Annotated in this window: 21 protein-coding genes; 5 read left to right on the top strand and 16 right to left on the bottom strand. The window is 65.5% G+C overall.

The features are described from left to right. Window position 1: 1 nt before the first annotated feature. Window positions 2-901, bottom strand: coding sequence for a polyprenyl synthetase family protein (locus tag AC3WJR_RS03685; RefSeq protein ID WP_354280066.1), 900 nt, complete (start codon window positions 899-901; stop codon window positions 2-4). Between the two features lie 4 nt (window positions 902-905). After that, window positions 906-1145: an exodeoxyribonuclease VII small subunit gene (locus AC3WJR_RS03680; RefSeq protein WP_354280064.1), complete on the bottom strand. Its 240-nt coding sequence runs from the start codon at window positions 1143-1145 to the stop codon at window positions 906-908. Between the two features lie 110 nt (window positions 1146-1255). On the opposite strand from AC3WJR_RS03680, the gene AC3WJR_RS03675 reads away from it, so the two are divergent. Then, complete coding sequence (locus tag AC3WJR_RS03675) at window positions 1256-2602, top strand: NAD-dependent succinate-semialdehyde dehydrogenase (protein WP_492722381.1); 1347 nt, start codon at window positions 1256-1258, stop codon at window positions 2600-2602. A gap of 135 nt (window positions 2603-2737) precedes the next feature. Here AC3WJR_RS03675 and leuB read toward each other — a convergent pair whose 3' ends face one another. From leuB to AC3WJR_RS03655, 4 genes are all read right to left on the bottom strand, one after another. Further along, complete coding sequence (gene leuB / locus AC3WJR_RS03670) at window positions 2738-3790, bottom strand: 3-isopropylmalate dehydrogenase (protein WP_492722379.1); 1053 nt, start codon at window positions 3788-3790, stop codon at window positions 2738-2740. A 52-nt stretch (window positions 3791-3842) separates the two neighbouring features. Continuing rightward, window positions 3843-4469 carry a DNA repair protein RecO gene (recO, locus tag AC3WJR_RS03665; protein ID WP_492722377.1) on the bottom strand — a complete coding sequence of 209 codons (627 nt, stop codon included), beginning with the start codon at window positions 4467-4469 and terminating at the stop codon, window positions 3843-3845. A gap of 325 nt (window positions 4470-4794) precedes the next feature. Next, a complete protein-coding gene (locus tag AC3WJR_RS03660) occupies window positions 4795-6198 on the bottom strand; it encodes an NAD(P)H-dependent flavin oxidoreductase (RefSeq protein ID WP_354280057.1) in 1404 nt (467 codons plus the stop codon). 67 nt (window positions 6199-6265) lie between these two features. Further along, on the bottom strand, window positions 6266-7282 hold the full coding sequence (locus tag AC3WJR_RS03655) for a glycosyltransferase family 4 protein (RefSeq protein ID WP_492722373.1): 1017 nt from the start codon (window positions 7280-7282) through the stop codon (window positions 6266-6268). Here AC3WJR_RS03655 and AC3WJR_RS03650 point away from each other — a divergent pair. Continuing rightward, window positions 7239-8549 (top strand): GGDEF domain-containing protein, encoded by a 1311-nt coding sequence (locus AC3WJR_RS03650; RefSeq protein ID WP_492722371.1) that lies wholly within the window; start codon window positions 7239-7241, stop codon window positions 8547-8549. The two genes, AC3WJR_RS03655 and AC3WJR_RS03650, sit on opposite strands and share 44 nt — an antisense overlap. Before the next feature lie 78 nt (window positions 8550-8627). Here the strand turns inward: AC3WJR_RS03650 and AC3WJR_RS03645 are convergent, their stop codons facing one another. The 4 genes from AC3WJR_RS03645 to AC3WJR_RS03630 form a co-directional block, all read right to left on the bottom strand. Next, complete coding sequence (locus tag AC3WJR_RS03645; protein WP_492722368.1) at window positions 8628-9026, bottom strand: hypothetical protein; 399 nt, start codon at window positions 9024-9026, stop codon at window positions 8628-8630. A 127-nt stretch (window positions 9027-9153) separates the two neighbouring features. Continuing rightward, window positions 9154-10281 carry a glycoside hydrolase family 130 protein gene (locus AC3WJR_RS03640; protein WP_492722366.1) on the bottom strand — a complete coding sequence of 376 codons (1128 nt, stop codon included), beginning with the start codon at window positions 10279-10281 and terminating at the stop codon, window positions 9154-9156. Continuing rightward, on the bottom strand, window positions 10278-11036 hold the full coding sequence (locus AC3WJR_RS03635) for an SDR family oxidoreductase (protein WP_354280049.1): 759 nt from the start codon (window positions 11034-11036) through the stop codon (window positions 10278-10280). Before AC3WJR_RS03635 ends, AC3WJR_RS03640 begins: the two co-directional genes overlap by 4 nt. A 35-nt stretch (window positions 11037-11071) precedes the next feature. Then, window positions 11072-11947, bottom strand: a complete 876-nt coding sequence (locus AC3WJR_RS03630) for an alpha/beta fold hydrolase (RefSeq protein WP_492722363.1) — start codon at window positions 11945-11947, stop codon at window positions 11072-11074. A gap of 37 nt (window positions 11948-11984) precedes the next feature. Between AC3WJR_RS03630 and AC3WJR_RS03625 the strand changes: the two genes are divergently transcribed. Together AC3WJR_RS03625 and astD are read left to right on the top strand one after the other, a co-directional pair. Then, window positions 11985-13346, top strand: coding sequence for a protein adenylyltransferase SelO (locus tag AC3WJR_RS03625; RefSeq protein WP_492722361.1), 1362 nt, complete (start codon window positions 11985-11987; stop codon window positions 13344-13346). 51 nt (window positions 13347-13397) lie between these two features. Beyond that, entirely contained in the window at window positions 13398-14810 is a 1413-nt protein-coding gene (gene astD / locus AC3WJR_RS03620) for a succinylglutamate-semialdehyde dehydrogenase (protein WP_492722359.1), read from the top strand. 53 nt (window positions 14811-14863) lie between these two features. Here the strand turns inward: astD and AC3WJR_RS03615 are convergent, their stop codons facing one another. The 6 genes from AC3WJR_RS03615 to AC3WJR_RS03590 all read right to left on the bottom strand — a co-directional run bounded on the left by AC3WJR_RS03615 (window position 14864) and on the right by AC3WJR_RS03590 (window position 17690). Further along, window positions 14864-15187 (bottom strand): hypothetical protein, encoded by a 324-nt coding sequence (locus AC3WJR_RS03615; protein ID WP_354280041.1) that lies wholly within the window; start codon window positions 15185-15187, stop codon window positions 14864-14866. A gap of 105 nt (window positions 15188-15292) precedes the next feature. Beyond that, a complete protein-coding gene (locus AC3WJR_RS03610) occupies window positions 15293-15847 on the bottom strand; it encodes a F0F1 ATP synthase subunit B family protein (RefSeq protein WP_354280040.1) in 555 nt (184 codons plus the stop codon). Continuing rightward, a complete protein-coding gene (locus AC3WJR_RS03605) occupies window positions 15840-16334 on the bottom strand; it encodes a F0F1 ATP synthase subunit B family protein (protein WP_354280038.1) in 495 nt (164 codons plus the stop codon). The genes AC3WJR_RS03610 and AC3WJR_RS03605 overlap by 8 nt, the downstream gene beginning before the upstream one ends. 19 nt (window positions 16335-16353) lie before the next feature. Next, window positions 16354-16566: a F0F1 ATP synthase subunit C gene (locus AC3WJR_RS03600; RefSeq protein WP_354280586.1), complete on the bottom strand. Its 213-nt coding sequence runs from the start codon at window positions 16564-16566 to the stop codon at window positions 16354-16356. 60 nt (window positions 16567-16626) lie between these two features. Beyond that, window positions 16627-17385, bottom strand: coding sequence for a F0F1 ATP synthase subunit A (locus tag AC3WJR_RS03595; protein ID WP_492724140.1), 759 nt, complete (start codon window positions 17383-17385; stop codon window positions 16627-16629). Between the two features lie 20 nt (window positions 17386-17405). Then, complete coding sequence (locus tag AC3WJR_RS03590) at window positions 17406-17690, bottom strand: AtpZ/AtpI family protein (protein WP_492722355.1); 285 nt, start codon at window positions 17688-17690, stop codon at window positions 17406-17408. Between the two features lie 219 nt (window positions 17691-17909). On the opposite strand from AC3WJR_RS03590, the gene radC reads away from it, so the two are divergent. Next, on the top strand, window positions 17910-18602 hold the full coding sequence (gene radC, locus AC3WJR_RS03585) for a RadC family protein (RefSeq protein WP_354280034.1): 693 nt from the start codon (window positions 17910-17912) through the stop codon (window positions 18600-18602). The last annotated feature ends 10 nt before the right edge of the window (window positions 18603-18612 follow it).

Raw genomic sequence — 18612 nt, 5'->3', positions numbered from 1 at the left:
GTCACCGATCTCTTTCGAGCGTGAACCGGGCGATCTCGCGGAGTAGATCGGCTTCCGCGCCATAAGGCTTGAGATGCGCGATCGCCTGATCGACCAGCATCCGCGCCTGTTCGCGCGCGCGCGGCAGGCCAAGCAATGAGAGGAACGTCTCCTTGCCCGCACCCGCATCCTTGTGGAGCTTCTTGCCGACCGCGGCTTCATCGCCTTCGACGTCGAGGATATCGTCGGCGATCTGGAACGCGAGGCCAAGATCACGCGCGTAGCCACGCAGACCGGTGCGCCCTTCCGGCGGCAACTTGCCGAGGATAGCGCCCGCCTCGACCGAGCAGGCGATCAGCGCGCCGGTCTTCATCGCCTGCAGCCGCGTGACGGTCGGAAGGTCGAAGGTGGTCTTCTCCGCCTCCAAATCCATCGCCTGACCGCCCGCCATTCCGGCGGGACCGGCTGCACGGGCAAGATCGAGCACGAGCTCGCTCCGCACGAACGGATCGGCGTGGGTCGCGGGATCGGAAAGGATCTCGAACGCCAGCGCATGCAGGCAATCGCCCGCAAGGATCGCGGTAGCCTCGTCAAACGCCTTATGGACGGTCGGCTTGCCACGGCGCATGTCGTCATTGTCCATCGCGGGCAGATCGTCGTGGATCAGCGAATAGACGTGGACGCATTCAATCGCCATGCCGGCCCGGCCGACACAATCGCGATCGACCGCGAACAGCCGCGCGGTCGCCATGACCAGCAACGGACGAAGCCGCTTGCCGCCACCGATCGCGGCGTGCCGCATCGCGCGGTACAACGGCGCGCGCGCGTCGTCGGGGACCGAGATCAGCGAATCGAGCCGGGTATCGATGTCGAGACTCACCTCGGCCAGGGCCTCGGCGAGCGACAGGGGCGCCATGCTCACGGGATCAACCTGCTGCAAAGGGCTGCGTGCCGATGGCGCGCCCCTCACTGTCGGTGCGGATCGCCTCGATCCGGGCCTGCGCGGCGTTCAGCCGGTCGTCGCAACGGCGGCGAAGCTTGTCGCCGCGTTCGTAGAGCGCGATCGCCTGATCCAGCGGCGCGTCCCCACTTTCCAGTCTCGACACGATCCCCTCCAGTTCCTTTAGCGCCGCTTCGAACGTCAGCTCATCGATCGGTGTATCCATTGCCAACCTATGCGGCAGGCAAGCGACGGGGGTCAAGGATACCGCGGCAAGACTTTGCGTTTGTCAGAACATAATCCCATCCCGGACCCATGTCACAGGAGCCTTCGCCCATGTTCACCAGCATCAACCCCGCCACCGGCGCGCCGGGCGAAAGCTTCGCCGAGCTGACCAAGGACGAGATCGCGGCGAAGGTTGCACAAGCTGACGCCACCTATCGTCAGTGGCGGCTGACCGACCCGGCGGAGCGCGCCGCGCTGTTGGAGCGGATTGCAGAGCAATTTGACGCCAACACGCATCGCCTCGCCGAGATCGCGACGCGGGAAATGGGCAAGACCCTCAAGTCCGCGATCGCCGAGGTACAGAAATGCGCCGCCGCTTTCCGTCATTATGCGCAGGAAGGCCCCGCGATGCTGGAGCCGCGCAGTTTCCCCGGCGCGACCGCGACGTGGCACCCCATGGGGCCGGTGCTCGCGGTGATGCCGTGGAATTTCCCGTATTGGCAAGTGGTTCGCTTCATGGCGCCGACGATCATGGCGGGGAATGTCGGGCTGCTGAAGCACGCCTCCAACGTTCAGGGCTGCGGTGCCGCGCTGGAGGAAATGGTGATCGCCGCGGGTGGCCCCGCGGGTCTGTTCCAGAACCTTGCGATCAAATCGGACAAGGTCGCCGACCTGATCGCGGACGACCGGATCGTTGCGGTGACACTTACCGGCAGCGAAGGCGCGGGGATGAAGGTGGCGGAAGCCGCGGGGCGCGCGCTCAAGAAGGTGGTGCTGGAACTGGGCGGGTCGGACCCGTTCATCGTGATGCCGTCCGCCGACATCGACGAGGCGGCCAAGCAGGCGGTCACCGCGCGCGTCCAGAACACCGGGCAATCCTGCATCTGCGCAAAGCGAATGATCGTGCATTCAGATGTTTATGACACGTTCTTCGAGAAGTTCTCTGCGGGTATGAAGGCCGTCGTGGCGGGTGATCCGTTCGATCCGGACAGCACGATGGGGCCGCTTTCCAGCGAGGAACAGCGCGACACAGTGCTTGGACAGCTCAAATTGTTCGAACAAGCCGGGGCCAAGCTGCTGTTCGGCGGCGAGGCGTTGCCCGGCAAGGGGGCGTATATGTCGGCCGGGATCCTGGTCGACGTGCCGCTCGATCATGCTGTCGCCCAGGAGGAATTGTTCGGGCCGATCGCGATGCTGTTCCGCGCCGACGATCTGGATGCGGCGATCGCGCTGGCGAATGCGGTGCCGTTCGGGCTGGGATCGTCGGTGTGGACCAACGATGCCGACGAACGGGCGCGGTTCGAGCGGGATATCGAGGCGGGCATGGTCGCGGTGAATGCAATGCTGGCGTCATCGCCGGAAGCGCCGTTTGGCGGCGTGAAGCGGTCGGGGCATGGGCGGGAGCTCGGGCCGTATGGGCTGCACGAGTTCATGAATTTGAAGACGGTGATCGGGTGAGGCGCTGACTATAAAAGCCCCTCCCCTTCAGGGGAGGGGTTGGGGTGGGGGAGTCCAGCAGAACCTTGCTCTCCATAAGACACGTCCCCACCCCCAACCCCTCCCCTGAAGGGGAGGGGCTTCAGAAGTAGAAGATCAGTTCAGCGCTGCCAGGATCGCGTCGCCCATCTGCGACGTCGTCAGCGTACCCCCGAGATCCACGGTTCGCGCGCCGTCGGCAATCGCCGCACGTACTGCCGCCTCCACACGCACCGCCGACTCCTCGTCCGACAGCGAGTGCCGCAAGAGCAGCGCCGCCGACAGAATCGCCGCGCAGGGGTTGGCCTTGCCCTCCCCCGCAATGTCGGGCGCCGACCCGTGGATCGGCTCGTATAGGCCGCAGCTACCCTGCCAGTCGTTGAGCGATGCCGACGGGAGCATCCCGATCGACCCCACGCACATGCTCGCCTGATCCGACAGGATGTCGCCGAACAGGTTGCTGGTCACGATCACGTCGAACGCCCCGGGATTGCGCACCAGCTGCATCGCGGCGTTGTCGACGTACATGTGGCTGAGCTTCACCTCGGCATAGTCACGCGCGATCTCGTTGACGATCTCGCGCCATAGCTGCGACGTCTCGAGCACATTGGCCTTGTCGACCGAAGTCAGCCGCCGGTTGCGCCGCGCCGCCATCTCGAACCCGACGCGCACGATCCGGGCGATCTCGACCTCGTCGTAGCGCATCATGTCATGCGCCTCGCGCAGGCCGGTGTGCGAAAAACCACGGCTCTTGTCGCCGAAATAGACGTCGCCGGTCAGTTCGCGAACGATCACCATGTCGATCGCGCGCGCGATCTCGGGGCGGAGCGCGGAAGAATCCTCCAGCCCCGGGAGCATCGTCGCGGGCCGGATGTTGGCGAACAGCCCGAGTTCCTTGCGCAGGCCGAGGATCGCCTGTTCGGGGCGCACCGCGCGTTCGAGCCCGTCCATGTCCGGATCGCCGACCGCGCCGAACAGGATCGCGTCCGCACGCTTCGCGAGCGCGAGCGTCTCGGGCGGCAGCGGGTGGCTGGTCTTGCGGTAGGCGGCGCCACCGACCAGCCCGGTCTCGAACGTGAGGTCGAGCCCGAGCGCTTCGAGCACGCGGCGTGCCTCGTGCGTCACTTCGGGGCCGATGCCGTCTCCAGCGAGGATTGCGATCAGTGCCAAGGTCCGTCCCCATCCGTCAGTCGAAGGCGCGGCCATGCCGAGCCTTGCGGCTTCACGCAACCGCCCTTTTGAGCCGATCGATCAAACGCGCCCGTGATTCGAGCGTTACGGCGCGTCGATCGACCATGATTTGCGCGCCCAAAGCGTCGCCCAACACGTGCAGGGCCGCGAACACGTCGGACCAGTCGTCCGCCGTGGGATCGGTCAGCGCACGCGGCAGCGCGTCGTCGTCGAGCCCGTAGCCGAGTTCCGCGAGCACCAGTTGCTCGTAACGCGCAAGCGTCAGCGCCCAGCCGCGTGCGGCGGGGGCAAGCGCGATCGCTTCGATCACCGCATCGAGCGCGAGGTACAGGCGGGGATAGGGCAAGGCCTCGGGCAATGCGGCGGCGGTAAGCGCGGTCACCCAGTCGAGCGCCAGCGCGGGCAGCGGTTCGGCGTAGAGCGGCGCGCGGCTGGTGACGAGTTCGACCGTCAGGCTGGCGAGCTGGTCATCGGTCCGCGCGCGCCATTCGCCGACGACGCGGTTGGCGGGTTGCAGGATCGGGCGGATTCGGCTGGACCGGCCGCCACGCACATAGCCCGCCTGCAATCCATCCTCGGGGGTCAGCGCGCGCACGATCGCGCCGTGTTCGCCGTGGTGGCGGACGCCGAGGATCAGGGCGGTGGTGCGCAGGTGCATCGCAGGGCTGTAGCGCGTGGGGGGCGGTGTGGGAACGGCGGGGGGGGACGATCCGCGTCGCCCCTCCCTTTCAGGCTTCCCCCTCCTTCCGCTTCCCCCTCCTTCCGCTTCCCCCTCCTTCCGCTTCCCCCTCCTTCCGCTTCCCCCTCTTTTCGCTTCAATCCTCTTTCCGCTTCCCCTTTTTCCGCTTCCCCGGCGAAGGCCGGGGCCCAGTCGCGAAACAGGAAAATGCTGGCCGCTGTGCTCCATTACCAAAACCTGCGCTACTGGGCCCCGGCCTTCGCCGGGGAAGCGCAGTAAGTGATGAGATTGGAGAGTTCGTCCCTCAGTCACCCGTCAGGATGCGATCCACCAGCTGCTTCACCGTCGGCACGAACCCATTCGAATAGAACGGATCACGCTTGAACTGGTACGCGCCATGCCCGGCGAACATCAGATTCTGCTCGACGTCACCACCGTGCGCGATGTCCTGCAGCGTCTTCTGGATGCAGAAGCTGCGCGGGTCGGCAAGGCGACCGGTCGAGTTGGTCTCCGTATCCGACCAAGACGAGAAGGAGCACTGGCTGAGGCAGCCCATGCAATCCGCCTGATCCTTGCGGATCACGCCCTTGTCCTCGGGCGTCACGAAGACGAGCGTGTTGTCGGGCGTCTTGAGCGCGTCGGTATACCCCGCGCCGAACCATTCGCGCGCGCTGAGCAGGTCGTTGCGCGTGACCCAGAAGTTCTTGCCCTTCACGCCAACGTCGAGCTGGAACGTGTGATCGCCCGCGCTTTGCGTCGAGAAGGCGATCTGGCGCTCGGAGCGCGCCTGCAGATGCCGCAGGAACGGGTTTAGCACCGCGCTCGAATAGAAACCGGTCGGGGAGAAGCGATGCAACAGCACCTCGCCTTCCTGGATATTGGTGAGGCGCGCCTTCCAATCCTCGGGGATCGGGCTTTCCTGCGTCAGCAGCGGGCGCGTGCCGAACTGGAAGGCGATCGCGCCGAGCTCGGGATTGTCGATCCAGTCGGACCAGTCGCGCAAATACCAGACGCCGCCCGCCATCACGATCGGCACGTCGTCCGAAATGCCGCCTTCGCGCATCGTGTCGCGCAGCGCCTTGACGCGCGGATACGGGTCCTGCGGCTGCAACGGATCCTCGGCGTTGGACAGGCCGTTATGCCCGCCCGCGAGCCACGGGTCCTCATAGACCACTGCCGACAGATAGTCCGCCGCCTTGGAATAGGCGCGCTTCCACAGCGCGCGGAACGCGCGGCCCGAACTGACGATCGGGAGATAGCTGACCTCGTAGGACGAGGCGATCTCGCTCAGCTTGTACGGCATCCCCGCGCCGCAGGTGACACCCGCGACAAGACCACGGGTGCGTTCGAGCACGCCGTTCAGGATGCGCTGCGCGCCACCCATTTCCCACAGGACGTTGATGTTGATCGCGCCCTGGCCACCCGCGATATCATAGGCCCGCTGGACCTGCTGGACCGCGCCCTCGATCGCGAACTCGATCAGTTCCTCATGACGTTCGCGCCGGGTCAGCTTGGTATAGACCTGCGGGATGATCTTGCCGTCGGGATCGTAGCTGTCGGCGTTGACCGCCGATACCGTCCCGATCCCGCCAGCCGCGGCCCAGGCACCCGCGCTCGCATGGTTGGTCGCGGCGACGCCCTTACCGCCCTCGACGAGCGGCCAGACCTCGCGGCCTCCATAAACGATGGGCTTCAAACCTTTGAACAAGTGAACGGCTCCCGGGTTAACATACGTTCGATATAGGCGTTGGATGCCATCAGCGGCAAATCGTGAATCAGCCCAGCCGGCCTGGCTGGCCGAGGACCGTGGAGTATAACGCGCGATACCGCGCAATCATCGTCGCCTCGTCAAATTCCGCGATCGCCTTTGCCCGATTCTTCTGCCCCAGCCAGCCGCGCTGCTCGGGCGTGGCATCACATAAGGTCTGCAGTGAATCGCGCAAAGCCACTTCATGCGTGCGCCGTTCGATAAAGCTGTGATTGTCGGGCGAAACCATCGCCAGGATATCCCCGACGGGGGTCGCGACGATCGGCAGGCCCGCCGCCATCCCCTCGATCACCGCGATCGGCAGTTGCTCGCTCCTCGACGACAGCGCGAGGATGTCGAACAAGCCGATGTAGCGATGCGGATCCGGCAGGAAGCCGGGAAGCACGAGCTGGCTCTCCATCCCCATGCGCTCGGCGGTGTCGAGAATCGCCTGTCGCTCGGGCCCTTCCCCGACGATGACCAGACGCACCTTACCCGACAGGCCCCCGACTGCACGGACCAGCATCGGCAAATCCTTGACCGCGCGCAGGCCAGCGAGCGTGCCGATGACGACTTCGCCGGGCTTGCGCTTGAAACCCGGGATCGCCTTGGGGTCGGGCTTCTTGGCGTACAGCGCAGTGTCGACTCCGGTGGCGATCCGGTGGACGCGGTCACGCGGCTGTTTCCACGTCTTGAGCGCGACCCCTTCCAGCGTCTGCGACGGCACGACGAGCGCATCGGCCTTGGTCAGCGCGAAACGGCGATACAGGTTGCGTTGCGGCTTGAGCCCGTCGGCTTCGTCGGCATCGAAGCCATCCTCGTGATGCACAACCGGGGGCATCCCCTTGGACGACACGCGCTTCGCCATCACCCCATCGATCGCGCCCCAATCATACGTCAGCACCAGATCAAACCGGCGCATATACGCGGCGATCGCCTCGTACCGCTGGACCGAGGGGCCACCCGTCAGCGGCGGCGGGTTCTGCGCAATCTCGTAATCGATGCCCGACGCGATCCCGCTCTGGGCGCCATATGCGCCGTCCATACTGAAGGCGATCGTATGGCGCGCAGTGGCGCCGAACGCATTGATCAGCCGCACGCAACGCGCCGCCTTCCCGCCCGGCGAGAAGGTCGAGTGCAGATGGAGGATGTTCACGGCGCGCATTGCGGGCGTGCTTACCGACTCCGCGGCGCAAAACCAGCCCCGTCGTGTCGGAGGGCTGGCGTTGGCGCGATGGGCGGTTCGCCTGCCAGGTAAACGCCAAGGTGACGGCGCGACGAAGCTGCGTCAGTGCAGTCCTCTCCCGCCGGTGCCTCCCGCCGATGGCATGGTAACACAAGCTTTACCTTATGATCGTTACGGCACCCAAATGAATAGACCATTGTCTCTTCAAGCGATGCCGCCTCCCCGGCGCTGGCATGACCGGCTGGATGCGTTGATTGCCTGGACGACCGCACTCTCGCGCGCCCGGGCACGCGCCCTGACCGCCACAGCGGTCGTCATCGTCGGGCTCGCCGATTATGCGACCGGGAATACCCTCTGGTTCGGCCCGATCTACCTGCTGATCCTGTGCATGCCCGCCTGGACCCTGGGATGGCGCGACGCCGCGCTGACCAGCGCCGCCTGCGTCGCGGTATCGCTCGCCGCGAACGGGCTAGAAGCCTATCCGCTCGGCCATACGGCGATCGCCTGGAACATGGCCATGCGTCTGCTGGCGGTGGCGATCATCATCGTCCTGATGGCCGGCACGCGCCGCTCGTACGATCGCGAGTGGCATCGCGCACGCAGCGATTCCTTGACCGGGCTCGCCAACGAGCAGGCCTTCTACGACAATGCCGGTGCGGTCGCGCGGCATCGCGCGTGGGGCATCCTTGCCTATGTCGATCTCGATGGCTTCAAGCAGATCAACGACCGGCACGGCCATGCCGCGGGGGACGAAGCCCTCCAGGCGTTCGCGCACGGGGTCCGGGATTTGATCCGACCGAACGATGTGTTCGCCCGGATCGGGGGCGACGAGTTCCTGCTGTTCCTGCCGGTCGACAGCGAAGCCGAAGGCTACCGCCGCGCCACGACCCTGCATCTGGAGATGAACTGCATGCAGACGCCGTTTCCGCTCGGCTGCAGCATCGGCGCCCTGGTGTTGAATCTCAGCGAAACCGGTGTCGACAAAGCGCATGTCGGCGTCGCCGACCGGCTGATGTATCAGGCCAAGAACGACGGCGGCACCATCTGGATCCGCACACTTGGCGTGGCGGAAGACGGCTGGCTGGACGGCCCCAGCGACGACCAACGATCACTACGCGCTGCTTAGGGTGATCTCGGTTCGACTGTCGTGGTTTGGTGGTTATGAGACAGTCCGGTTTCGGGCTGGAACGCCGCCAAGCGGACGTTAGCTCCGCACGCACCGTTTCTCCTGTTCTGAATAGCGCCAGTTCTCAACTGCAACTGAGACAGCGTTTTCAGAGCCATCTTGGAGAGTCAAAGGGTCGCGCAGAAGACGAGCACGAACCCGATAAGCTGTTGCCGCGCACAAGATCACGCGCAGATCGTTTGGACTTGCCCATGTCACGCGTGTCGCATCCACAATAGCGGCGTCAGCAGACACGATTTCTCCCGGCGAGATCAGCGTTCCTCCGTTGCCATTCTCGACGCTGATGCGCGTGGTGTTAGAGCTTGATGCGCCCCGCAATTGTACCTCTACAGTGGCCACTGCGCGACCGTCAGGCGACGTTTTCTGGTCTGTCTGGTGCCATTCTCCGCATGCCGAAAGGCCGGTGAGGACGATCAAGTAGCATGTCATATGGATACGCATCCGTTGAACCTACCGGATCGACGAACGTCCGCAATCAGGATCAACCGACTGCGATCGGTATATCCGCAAATGGGCGGAAGCGGCCTCCGCCGTCCCGACGATATTAGCGAAACAGCGCCTTGGGCAGATGCGAGATCCGGCACGCCAGATCCGCCTCCCCGCTCGCGACGACATAATGATCCCCCGCATCGGCGATGCCCGTAGTGAAGACGACGTTGTCGATATACATCTGGTCGCGCAGCGTATCGGTCAGCGCCGGGTTCGCTTCGATCAGCGCGTCGTGGCTGGTGCGGATCACCCGGCTGGGATCGTCGCGGTCGAGCAGCGACCAATAGGTGCGATACACGCCGACCACGCCCATCGGCTCGACCCCGTGCCACAGGCTCAGCCAGCCGCCGCCGTCCGGCCCGTCGACCAGAATCGGCGGGGTGCCGCCGCCCATCCGCGCGGTCGCCATCGTCGCCGAATGCGGGCGGATACCGGGGCGGTCGTGCGGCTTCCAGTGAAGCGCGTCGGGCGAGGTCGACAGGTTGATCGACGGCCCCGCGCGCCATTCGCTCCCCGGCGGATAGGCGAAGTACAGGTCGCCCAAGGGCCGCGTCTGCGCCCAGTATTTGTCGCCGACCAGCCCTTCGAAGATCAGCATGTCCTTATTCTGGTGATCGAGCACGATCCCCTCGAGCGTCCAGTCGAGCGCATTGTCGGAGCTGTACAAGGTCGTCGAATGCCGCTCCGGGCTGACCGAGCAGGTCGTCATCAGATAGCGATCGCCGACCTTGCTGATCCGCGCATCTTCGACGCCATAACATTGGTAGGACGCCTGCGGTGCGATCGCCTTGTCGTAATGCACCGCCACCACCGCCGTGCCGTCGGCGTTGAGTTCGACCGGGAGCAGCCACGACAGCGAGGTCAGCGCCATCACCTTCCACCCGCCGCCGCGCATCATGAACTTGCGCGGGTCGGCCGTATCGACGAAATCGAGCGGCCAAGCATCGAGGCAATAGCCGCCGTCATGCCAGCGGATCGCGTGGATCTGCTGTTCCTTGATCGGCGTGCGCAGCGCCTCCGCGATCCGCACCATCAGTAGCAGATTGCCGTTGGGCAACCGCGTCATCCCGGGATTGAACGCGCCGAGGACATAGGTCTCAGCGTCGATCTGTCCGGCGAGCGGAGACTTGCTCAGGTCGACGTCGGCAGGAGTGAAGATCAGCGCGTCATGGGGAAAGGTCATTCTGAATCCTGGTTCCGCGGCGAGATGGTGAGCTGCTGGATAACCGTGCGGCGTGGCTGCGTCAGGATGTACTGCACGCCGACCGCAATGTCTTCCGCGCGCAGCGAGGTTTCATCGCGGATCTTCTCGCGCTGCTTCTCGGGCGGCGATTCGGGTTCCTGCATCGTCGATCCGGTGAGACCGGGTTCGACCAGCGATACGCGCACGCCCTTCGGCCCCATCTCGCGGCGAAACGCCTCGGCAAAGCCCTGGATGCCGTATTTGATCCCGGCGTAGACCGTGGAGTTGGGCCCGAGCACATGCGCGCTCATCGATCCGATCAGCACGATGTCGCCCGCGCCATCGAGCGCAGGGATCGAGGCGTGCGCGGTCATCAGATATCCGGTGAAGTTGGTAGCAATGGCATAGCGGACCTCCTCCTCGGACATGTCGCTCAGGCCTTCCGCAGCGATCGCCGCGTTGATCACCGAGACATCGACCCCACCCAGATACGCCTTGCCTGCCGCGACGAACGCCTTGGGGCTCGCCTCATGCGACAGGTCGAGCGTGATCCCGTCGCCCTCGCCCACTTCGCGGATCCGCGCGAGCGCATCGGCCAGATGTTCGTCGCTCCGACCGCAGATAAAGACACGCGCACCTTCGCTCGCCAGCAGCACGGCGATTGCGCGACCGATGCCGGTGGTGCCGCCGGTGATGATCACCCGTTTGCCCTTCAGGCTCGGCATCGCGGTATGCGCGTCGGACAGGTCGGTCATGCAAGGGCTCCCGGTTTCAGTCCCTTGGAGACGCCTCAGCCCGAAGCGGGTTCCGCGGCGATCCGGGCGAGCAGCCGGTCGATCGCGGCGATCGCTTCGGGTTCGTCCAGCGTCGGCGCGTGGCCGGTGTCGGGGATCGTGAGGAGGTCGCCCTGTTCGAGCACCCCGGCCATCCGCTCGGCAACATTCGCCGCGAGGACGTCCGAGGTCGCGCCGCGCACCAGCAACGTGGGTACGGTCTTCAACCCGTCGAGCGCGCGCCACATGTCGGGTCCGGCCTCGTTGCCGGGAACGCGGAACGGTTCGGCGATCTTCATGTCGTAGTCGAGCACGATCCGCCCGGCGCTGTTGAGCCGGTACAACCGCTTGGCCATCGCCAGCCAGTCCTCGAGCTGGAAGTCGGGATAGACCGACTCGTTCGCCTCCGCGACCGCGCGCGCTGCGTGGAGCCAGGTCGGCCAGGTGTTGGACTTGCCGACATAGCTGCGGATCCGCGACAGGCCCTCGGGGCTGATCTCCGGGCCGACGTCGTTGAGTACCAACCCCGCCAGCTTTTCCCGAGCGGTCCCGGCGAGCAGCATCGCGACGATCCCGCCGAGCGACGTGCCGAACGCGACGTAACGCGCTACGTCCAGTTCGCGCAGCAACGCCTCCACGTCCTGGACATAGGTGAGCGGCACATAGCTCATCGGGTCCTTGGCATAGCCGCTGTCGCCGCGCCCGCGCAGGTCGATCGCGATCACGCGCCAGTCGGGGGACAGGCGCCGCGCGAGGTCGTGATAATCGCGCGCGTTGCGCGTCAGACCGGGCAGGCACAGGATCGGCGGGCGATCGGCAGGACCCGGATAGTCCCGATAATGGAGCCGGAGGCCGTCATTGGACCACCAATATCGGTTTTCGTACGGTGGCATGGTTGCGTCCTGCGGTTGGTACCCTCCATATTCACGTATGGACCAGCACCCGCAACCCTATCGCCCCGAAACCGCGATCCTCGATCTCGGCGACGCATTCTATGATCCTGTCGTCGCGGCGAATTTCCCCGAAACGCACCTGCGTTTCCGCAACGATCGCGCCGCCGCCGAGGTGGGGCTCGGCGATCTTGGTGCCGCAGAATGGATCGAGCATTTCGGGCGCTTCGCGGCGATGCCGGGCAGTCTCGAGCAGCCGCTTGCGCTGCGCTATCACGGCCATCAGTTCCGAAACTACAACCCAGAGATCGGTGACGGCCGGGGGTTCCTGTTCGCGCAGCTCCGCGATGACCGCGGCCGGCTGATGGACCTTGCCACCAAGGGGTCGGGGACGACGCCGTGGAGCCGCTTCGGCGATGGCCGACTGACGCTCAAGGGCGGGATGCGCGAAGTGCTGGCGACCGAGATGTTAGAGGCGCTGGGCGTGCCGACGTCGCGGAGCTTCTCGCTGATCGAGACCGGGGAGGAGTTGGAGCGCAACGACGAGCCTTCGCCGACGCGCTCGGCGGTGCTGGTGCGGCTCAGCCACAGCCACATCCGGATCGGCACGTTCCAGCGGCTCGCCTATCTGCGCGATGCGGAAAGCATGACCCGGCTGGTCGGATATGTGCTCCGCAACCTGTATGGCGAGGAACCGGGCGAGGACGCGCCTGCGCGGCTGCTCGACCTGGTCGTCGGGCGGACCGCGACGCTCGCGGCCAGCTATATGGCGGCCGGGTTCGTCCACGGCGTGCTCAACACCGACAACATCAACGTGACGGGCGAGAGCTTCGACTATGGCCCGTGGCGCTGGGCGCCGACATGGGACCCGGCGTTCACCGCCGCCTATTTCGACCACGCCGGGCTTTACGCCTTCGGCCGCCAGCCCGAGGCGATTCACTGGAATGCGATGCAACTCGCAGTCGCCTTGCGCACCGTCAGCGAGGCGCAACCGCTGATCGACATCCTCGAGACCTTCCCCGAGCGCTATCAACGCGCCGTGTCGGACGCGATCCTGTGGCGGCTCGGCGTGGTGCCGCAGGAGCCGACACGCGACCGTGCGCTGGTCCAGACGATCGAACAAGGCCTTACGCAGAGCGCGATCGGGATCGACCGCTTCTTCTTCGACGCCTTCGGCGGCACCGTTCCGGAGGGCGAGGCTTTCGATCCCCTGCGCGCCGCGCTCGCGGGCTATGCGCCGCGGAAAGCGCGTACCCACCCCTATTGGTCAAGCGCACCGTGTTCGATGCTGATCGACGAGGTCGAGGCGATCTGGGCGGCGATCGATCAGCGCGATGATTGGGCACCATTCCATGCGAAGATCGCCGCGATCCGCCAAATGGGCGAGGCATTGGCGGGATAACGTCGCGTCAGGGAAGTGGATTCACCCTTAATTCTGGGGCAAGACTCTCCGATGACGAGCAATCTCCTATCCTACGAACCCGCAACCGGTGCCTTGCTGTGGGAGGGTGCCATCGGCGACGCCGACGTCGAGGTCGCCGCCGCGCGGGCAAGCTGGGCATCGTGGGCGGCGCAACCGCTGACCAACCGGATCGAGACGCTCCGCCGGTTCGCCAATGTCGTCCGCGCGCGGGCCGAGCCGTTTGCCGACCTGATCGCGCGCGAGACCGGCAAGCCATTGTGGGAAGCGCGCACCGAGGTCGAGACGGTGATCGCCAAGGTCGACATTTCAGTCAGTGCCTATGCCGACCGGACTCCGCAGCGGCGGCTCGATTCGCAGATGGCCGGACGGATGGCGCTGCGTCACAAGCCGCACGGCGTGCTGGCCGTCCTCGGGCCGTACAACTTCCCGGCGCATCTGCCCAACGGCCACATCGTGCCCGCGCTGCTCGCAGGGAATGCGGTGGTGTTCAAACCGTCCGAGAAGACCCCGGCGACCGGCGCGTTCCTGGTCGACTGTCTGCGCGCGGGCGGCGTGCCCGAGGGGTGCATCCGGCTGCTGATCGGTGGCGCGGACGAAGGCAAGGCGCTGGCGGCGCATGACGGGATCGACGGGCTGCTGTTCACCGGCTCGGCACCGACCGGGATCGCCCTCAACCGTCAGTTCGCGACTCGCCCCGAGAAGATCCTCGCGCTCGAAATGGGGGGCAACAACCCGATCATCGTGTGGGAGTCGCCTGATCTCCATGCCGCGGCCGTGCTGATCGTCCAGTCCGCCTTCACCAGCGCGGGCCAGCGCTGCACCGCCGCGCGCCGGTTGATCGTCGACGAGAAGCAATACGATCCGCTGATGGACGAACTGACCAAGCTGGTCGGACGGATCATCGTCGATGAACCGCACGCCTCCCCTGCCCCGTTCATGGGACCGGTGATCGACAATCAGGCCGCTGACCTGCTGACCGAGAGTTTCCTCGAACTGATGATGCGCGGCGGTCGTGCAATTCGCCACCTCGAGCGTCCGGTCCCCGACCGTCCGTTCCTGCGCCCGGCGCTGATCGACACGACCGATCTCAACGACCGCCCGGACATCGAGCTGTTCGGGCCGATCCTGCAGGTGATTCGTAAGGCGAGCTTCGAGGATGCAATCGTCGAGGCGAACAACACGCGCTACGGCCTGTCGGCGTCGCTGCTGAGCCAGAACCCGAAGCTGTACGACCAGTTCTGGGCGAATGCCCGCGCCGGAATTGTCAACTGGAACAAGCCGACCAACGGCGCTTCGTCGGGCGCACCGTTCGGCGGGATCGGCTGGTCGGGCAATCATCGCCCGAGTGCTTATTATGCCGCCGATTATTGCGCCTATCCGGTCGTGTCCAACGAAGCGGAGCAGGCGCGCGCGAGCATCGGTGTGGGCTTGCGCGACGCCTGAACCGCGCTTGCCCGCATTCCGGGCCCAACAGGCCCGGAATGCGGGCAGAAATGCTATTTCAGCGCGGCCAGGTCCGCCTTGACCTTGACCAGCGCCGCATCGGTCAATGCGCCCTGCGACAACGGCTGGACTTGGGACAGCGACATGCTCTTGAACTGATCGTACATCGGGTGCGCGGTGATGTTGTCCAGGTCCGCGTCGAGCACCTGTTTCGCCGCGGGATCCGCGGCGATCGTCTCGATCGGCGTATCGAGCGTGAATTTCGCGGCCGGAGCGGGTGCGGGCGCAGTGGTGGTCGGGGTCGTAGGCGCGGTCGATTGGGCCGCCAGAGGTGCTGCCGATGACAGCATGACGGCAGCGAGGACGAAAGTTTTCATGACGGAGCCTCGTTGAGTGACGACGGCGCGAATCGCCGTGGCACGCTACCCTAGCTCCGACGTGTGACAAGGCAAACGCAGCGCGCCGGATCGACCGGCGCGGGCTTAGTTGAGGCGGCCCAACCCTGCGATTGTGCGGTCGACCAGCGCCTTGTCGGCGTCGGCACCGTGACGCTCGGCAATGATCGTCGATGCGGCGCGGGCGGCTGCATCGGCGGCCGAGGCGCGGACTTCGGCGATGGCACCGCGCTGTGCAGCGGCAATCTGGTCCTGCGCCATCGTCTGGCGACGTGCGACGAGCTCGGCCAGATCGGTTTCTGCCTTTGCCACCATCGCGGCGGCTTCGGCTTCGGCATGCTTGACGATCGCGGCGGCGTCGCCCGCGCTTGCCGCATCGCGTGCCTGCGCCGCCACGAGCAGCGCTTCGGCCTCGGCCCGCAACCGCGAGGCCTCGTCCAGTTGCGACCGGATCTTCTCGATCTGCCCGTCGAGCATACGGGCAACGAGGCCCGGTACGTTCTTCCAGAGCAGCAGCCCGATCACGACCAGCATCGACAGCGCGACCCAGCCGGCTGCGTTGATGCCGAACGCGGTTGGCTCGTGATGGAGTTCGGCGACGCCCGTCGATGCTACCGTTTGTACGGTGGAACCCTCAGCCATGCGCCAATTCCGTCTTCACACGCGCTTCGATCGTCGAACGGTCCACCGCCACGCCCGAAAGCTTGGCGACGATCGCTTCGACCGCATCGGTCGTTGCTGTTTCAATCTCGGCGAAGGCCTGCGTCTTGGACGCTGCGACCTGCGCGGTTGCGGCGGCAAGCTGTGCCTGCATCGCCGCATCGCTTGCCTTGAGCTTGGCTTCGGTATTCGCGGTTGCGCGATCCTTGGCCTCGCCCAGCGCCAGGGCAGCCTTCGACCGGGCGTTTTCAAGCCCGGTCTGATAGGCTGCCTCGACGGCGTGCGCTTGCGCGCGCGCAGCCTCTGCCGCGGCGATGTCACCGTCGATCCGGCCGTTACGATCGTCGATCGTCGCCTCGATCTTGGGGACCATCGCCTTGCCGATCCCGAAATAGATCAGCGCGAATACGATCGCCAGCCAGAAGAGCTGGGAGGCGTAGATCTCACCGATCTGGGAAAGCTGCGGCATGGGCTGCGCTCGCTCTTACTTAGCGGACGACGAAGAGGATGAGGATCGCGACGACGAACGCGATCAGGCCGAGCAGCTCCGATGCTGCGAAGCCGATGAACAGGCGGCCCTGCTGGCCGTCTGCTGCGCCCGGGTTACGCAGTGCGCCCTCGAGGAACGAACCGAACACGTTGCCGACGCCGAGTGCCGCGAGACCGACACCGATCGCTGCCAGGCCGGCACCGATGTACATTGCACCAAGATCAGTCATGTTAAGCTCCTTAGAATACAGTCAGATGGGTGTTGAAAACGATTAGTGCAGATGCACCGCGTCGTGCAGGTACAGCGACGTGAGCAGTGCAAAGACGTAAGCCTGGATCGCGCAGACCAGCAGCTCGAGCGCGCTGACGCCGACGATCATGATGAAGCTGAGCACGCTGACGATCGGGCCGAGCGCGCCGCCGGCGTTGATCCCCTGCACCACGAAGCTGCCGAACACCTCGAGCAGGATGTGCCCGGCGGTCATCGCGACGAACAGTCGCAGCGCGAGGCTGAACGGGCGGACCATGAACGACACGAACTCGACCGGGATGATGACGGGCATCAGCCAGCCGGGCGCACCGTGCGGCACGAACAGCGAGAAGAACTTGAGGCCATGCTTGGCGAAGCCGACGACCAGCACGATCGCAAACGACAGGAACGCCAGGATCGCGGTGACCGTGATGTGGCTCGTCACCGCGAAGGTGTGCAGCCCGGGCAGGATCGCAAGCGGCATAACGCCGATCAGGTTGGCGAACAGGATGAAGAAGAACAGCGAGAAGATGTAGGGGGCGAACTTCTTGCCGCCCGAACCGATGTTCACGCTGACCATCGAATCGATGAAGCTCACCGCGTTCTCGGCCATCACCTGCCAGCGGCCGGGGATGAGCTGGCGCTTGAGACCGCCCGCCATGAATACCGCCAGCAGCACGAACACGACGACCATGAACAGCGCCGAGTTGGTGAAGGAGACGTCGTAACCGAACAGCTCGATATGGCGGCCCAGGACGGGCTCCACCATGAACTGTTCCATCGGATCGATTTTGCCGGCGCTCACTCCGCGCGCTCCTTCGAAATCTTCATGATGTTCATGAACGCTCCAACGACGGCCAGCGCCAGCACGATGAGCAGAGCCCACGGGCTGGTACCGAGCCACGAATCAAGCGCCCAGCCAAGAATTCCACCACCAAGCAACGCACCAAGCAATAGCGCGAGAACCCGGGTTCCCTGGCCATAGCCCTTTGCCTGCGGCACCACGCCCTGGCCACGCGCCTGCGATGCCGCACGTGCCGAAGCAATGCGGGCGTCGAGGTCGTCGGTCGGGCGTTGATCGGCCAAGGGGCGCGTGTCCTGATAAGAAAACGCCGCCGTGCCGTCATGGCACCGCGACGATATGTGCGGGAAACAGGGGCAACCCCCGTGTGACGGATCGTTTAAGAAGCAGACCGGGGGGTGTCAACCATTGGTCGCCGTCCGGACCTACCAGCGGCACGCCAATATTGGAGACATAGACGCGCGCGTTGCTTCGTCGCAAGCGTAACGATAGGTCTGAGGACGATGAGCGCGCCAGCCCCTTCCCTTCCGGACCAAGCGGGGCACCGTGCGCGGTTGCGTCAGCGGCTGTTCCTCCAGGGCGAGGAAGCCCTGCTCGATCACGAACTGGTCGAGTATCTCCTCGCGCTCGCGATACCGCGCCGGGACACCAAGCCGTTGGCCAAAGCGCTGCTCGCCGAATTCGGCGGGATCGGCGGCGTTTTCGGGGCCGAGCCCGAGGCCCTGATGCGGGTTGCCGGAATGGGCGATACGTCGGCGGCCGCGATCAAGATCGTGCAGGCCGCCGCGCTCCGCCTGCTGCGGGTCGAGGCGAGCACGCGCCCGGTCCTCGCGAGCTGGCAGGCGCTGCTCGACTATCTCCATGCCGACATGGCGCACCGCACCAACGAGCGCGTCCGAGTGCTGCATCTCAATGCGCGCAACATGCTGGTCCGCGACGAAGTGATGAGCGACGGATCGATCGACGAAGCCGCGCTCTATGTTCGCGAGGTGATCCGGCGGGCGATCGACCTGGGGTCTGCGGCGATCATCCTGGTGCATAATCATCCGAGCGGTGACCCCGCGCCGAGCCGTGCGGACATCGACATAACGCGGCGCGTTGCCGAGGCGGGCAAACGGTTGGGGATCGCCTTGCATGATCATATTATCATCGCTGGGTCGGGACATTCGAGCCTGCGCGCTATGGGGCTGCTGTAGGGCGGTGGCT

The organism is Sphingomonas sp. FW306-05-A, from assembly GCF_058782275.1.
The sequence above is the reverse complement of the archived record's forward strand: the minus strand, read 5'-3'. Positions and strand labels throughout refer to the sequence as shown.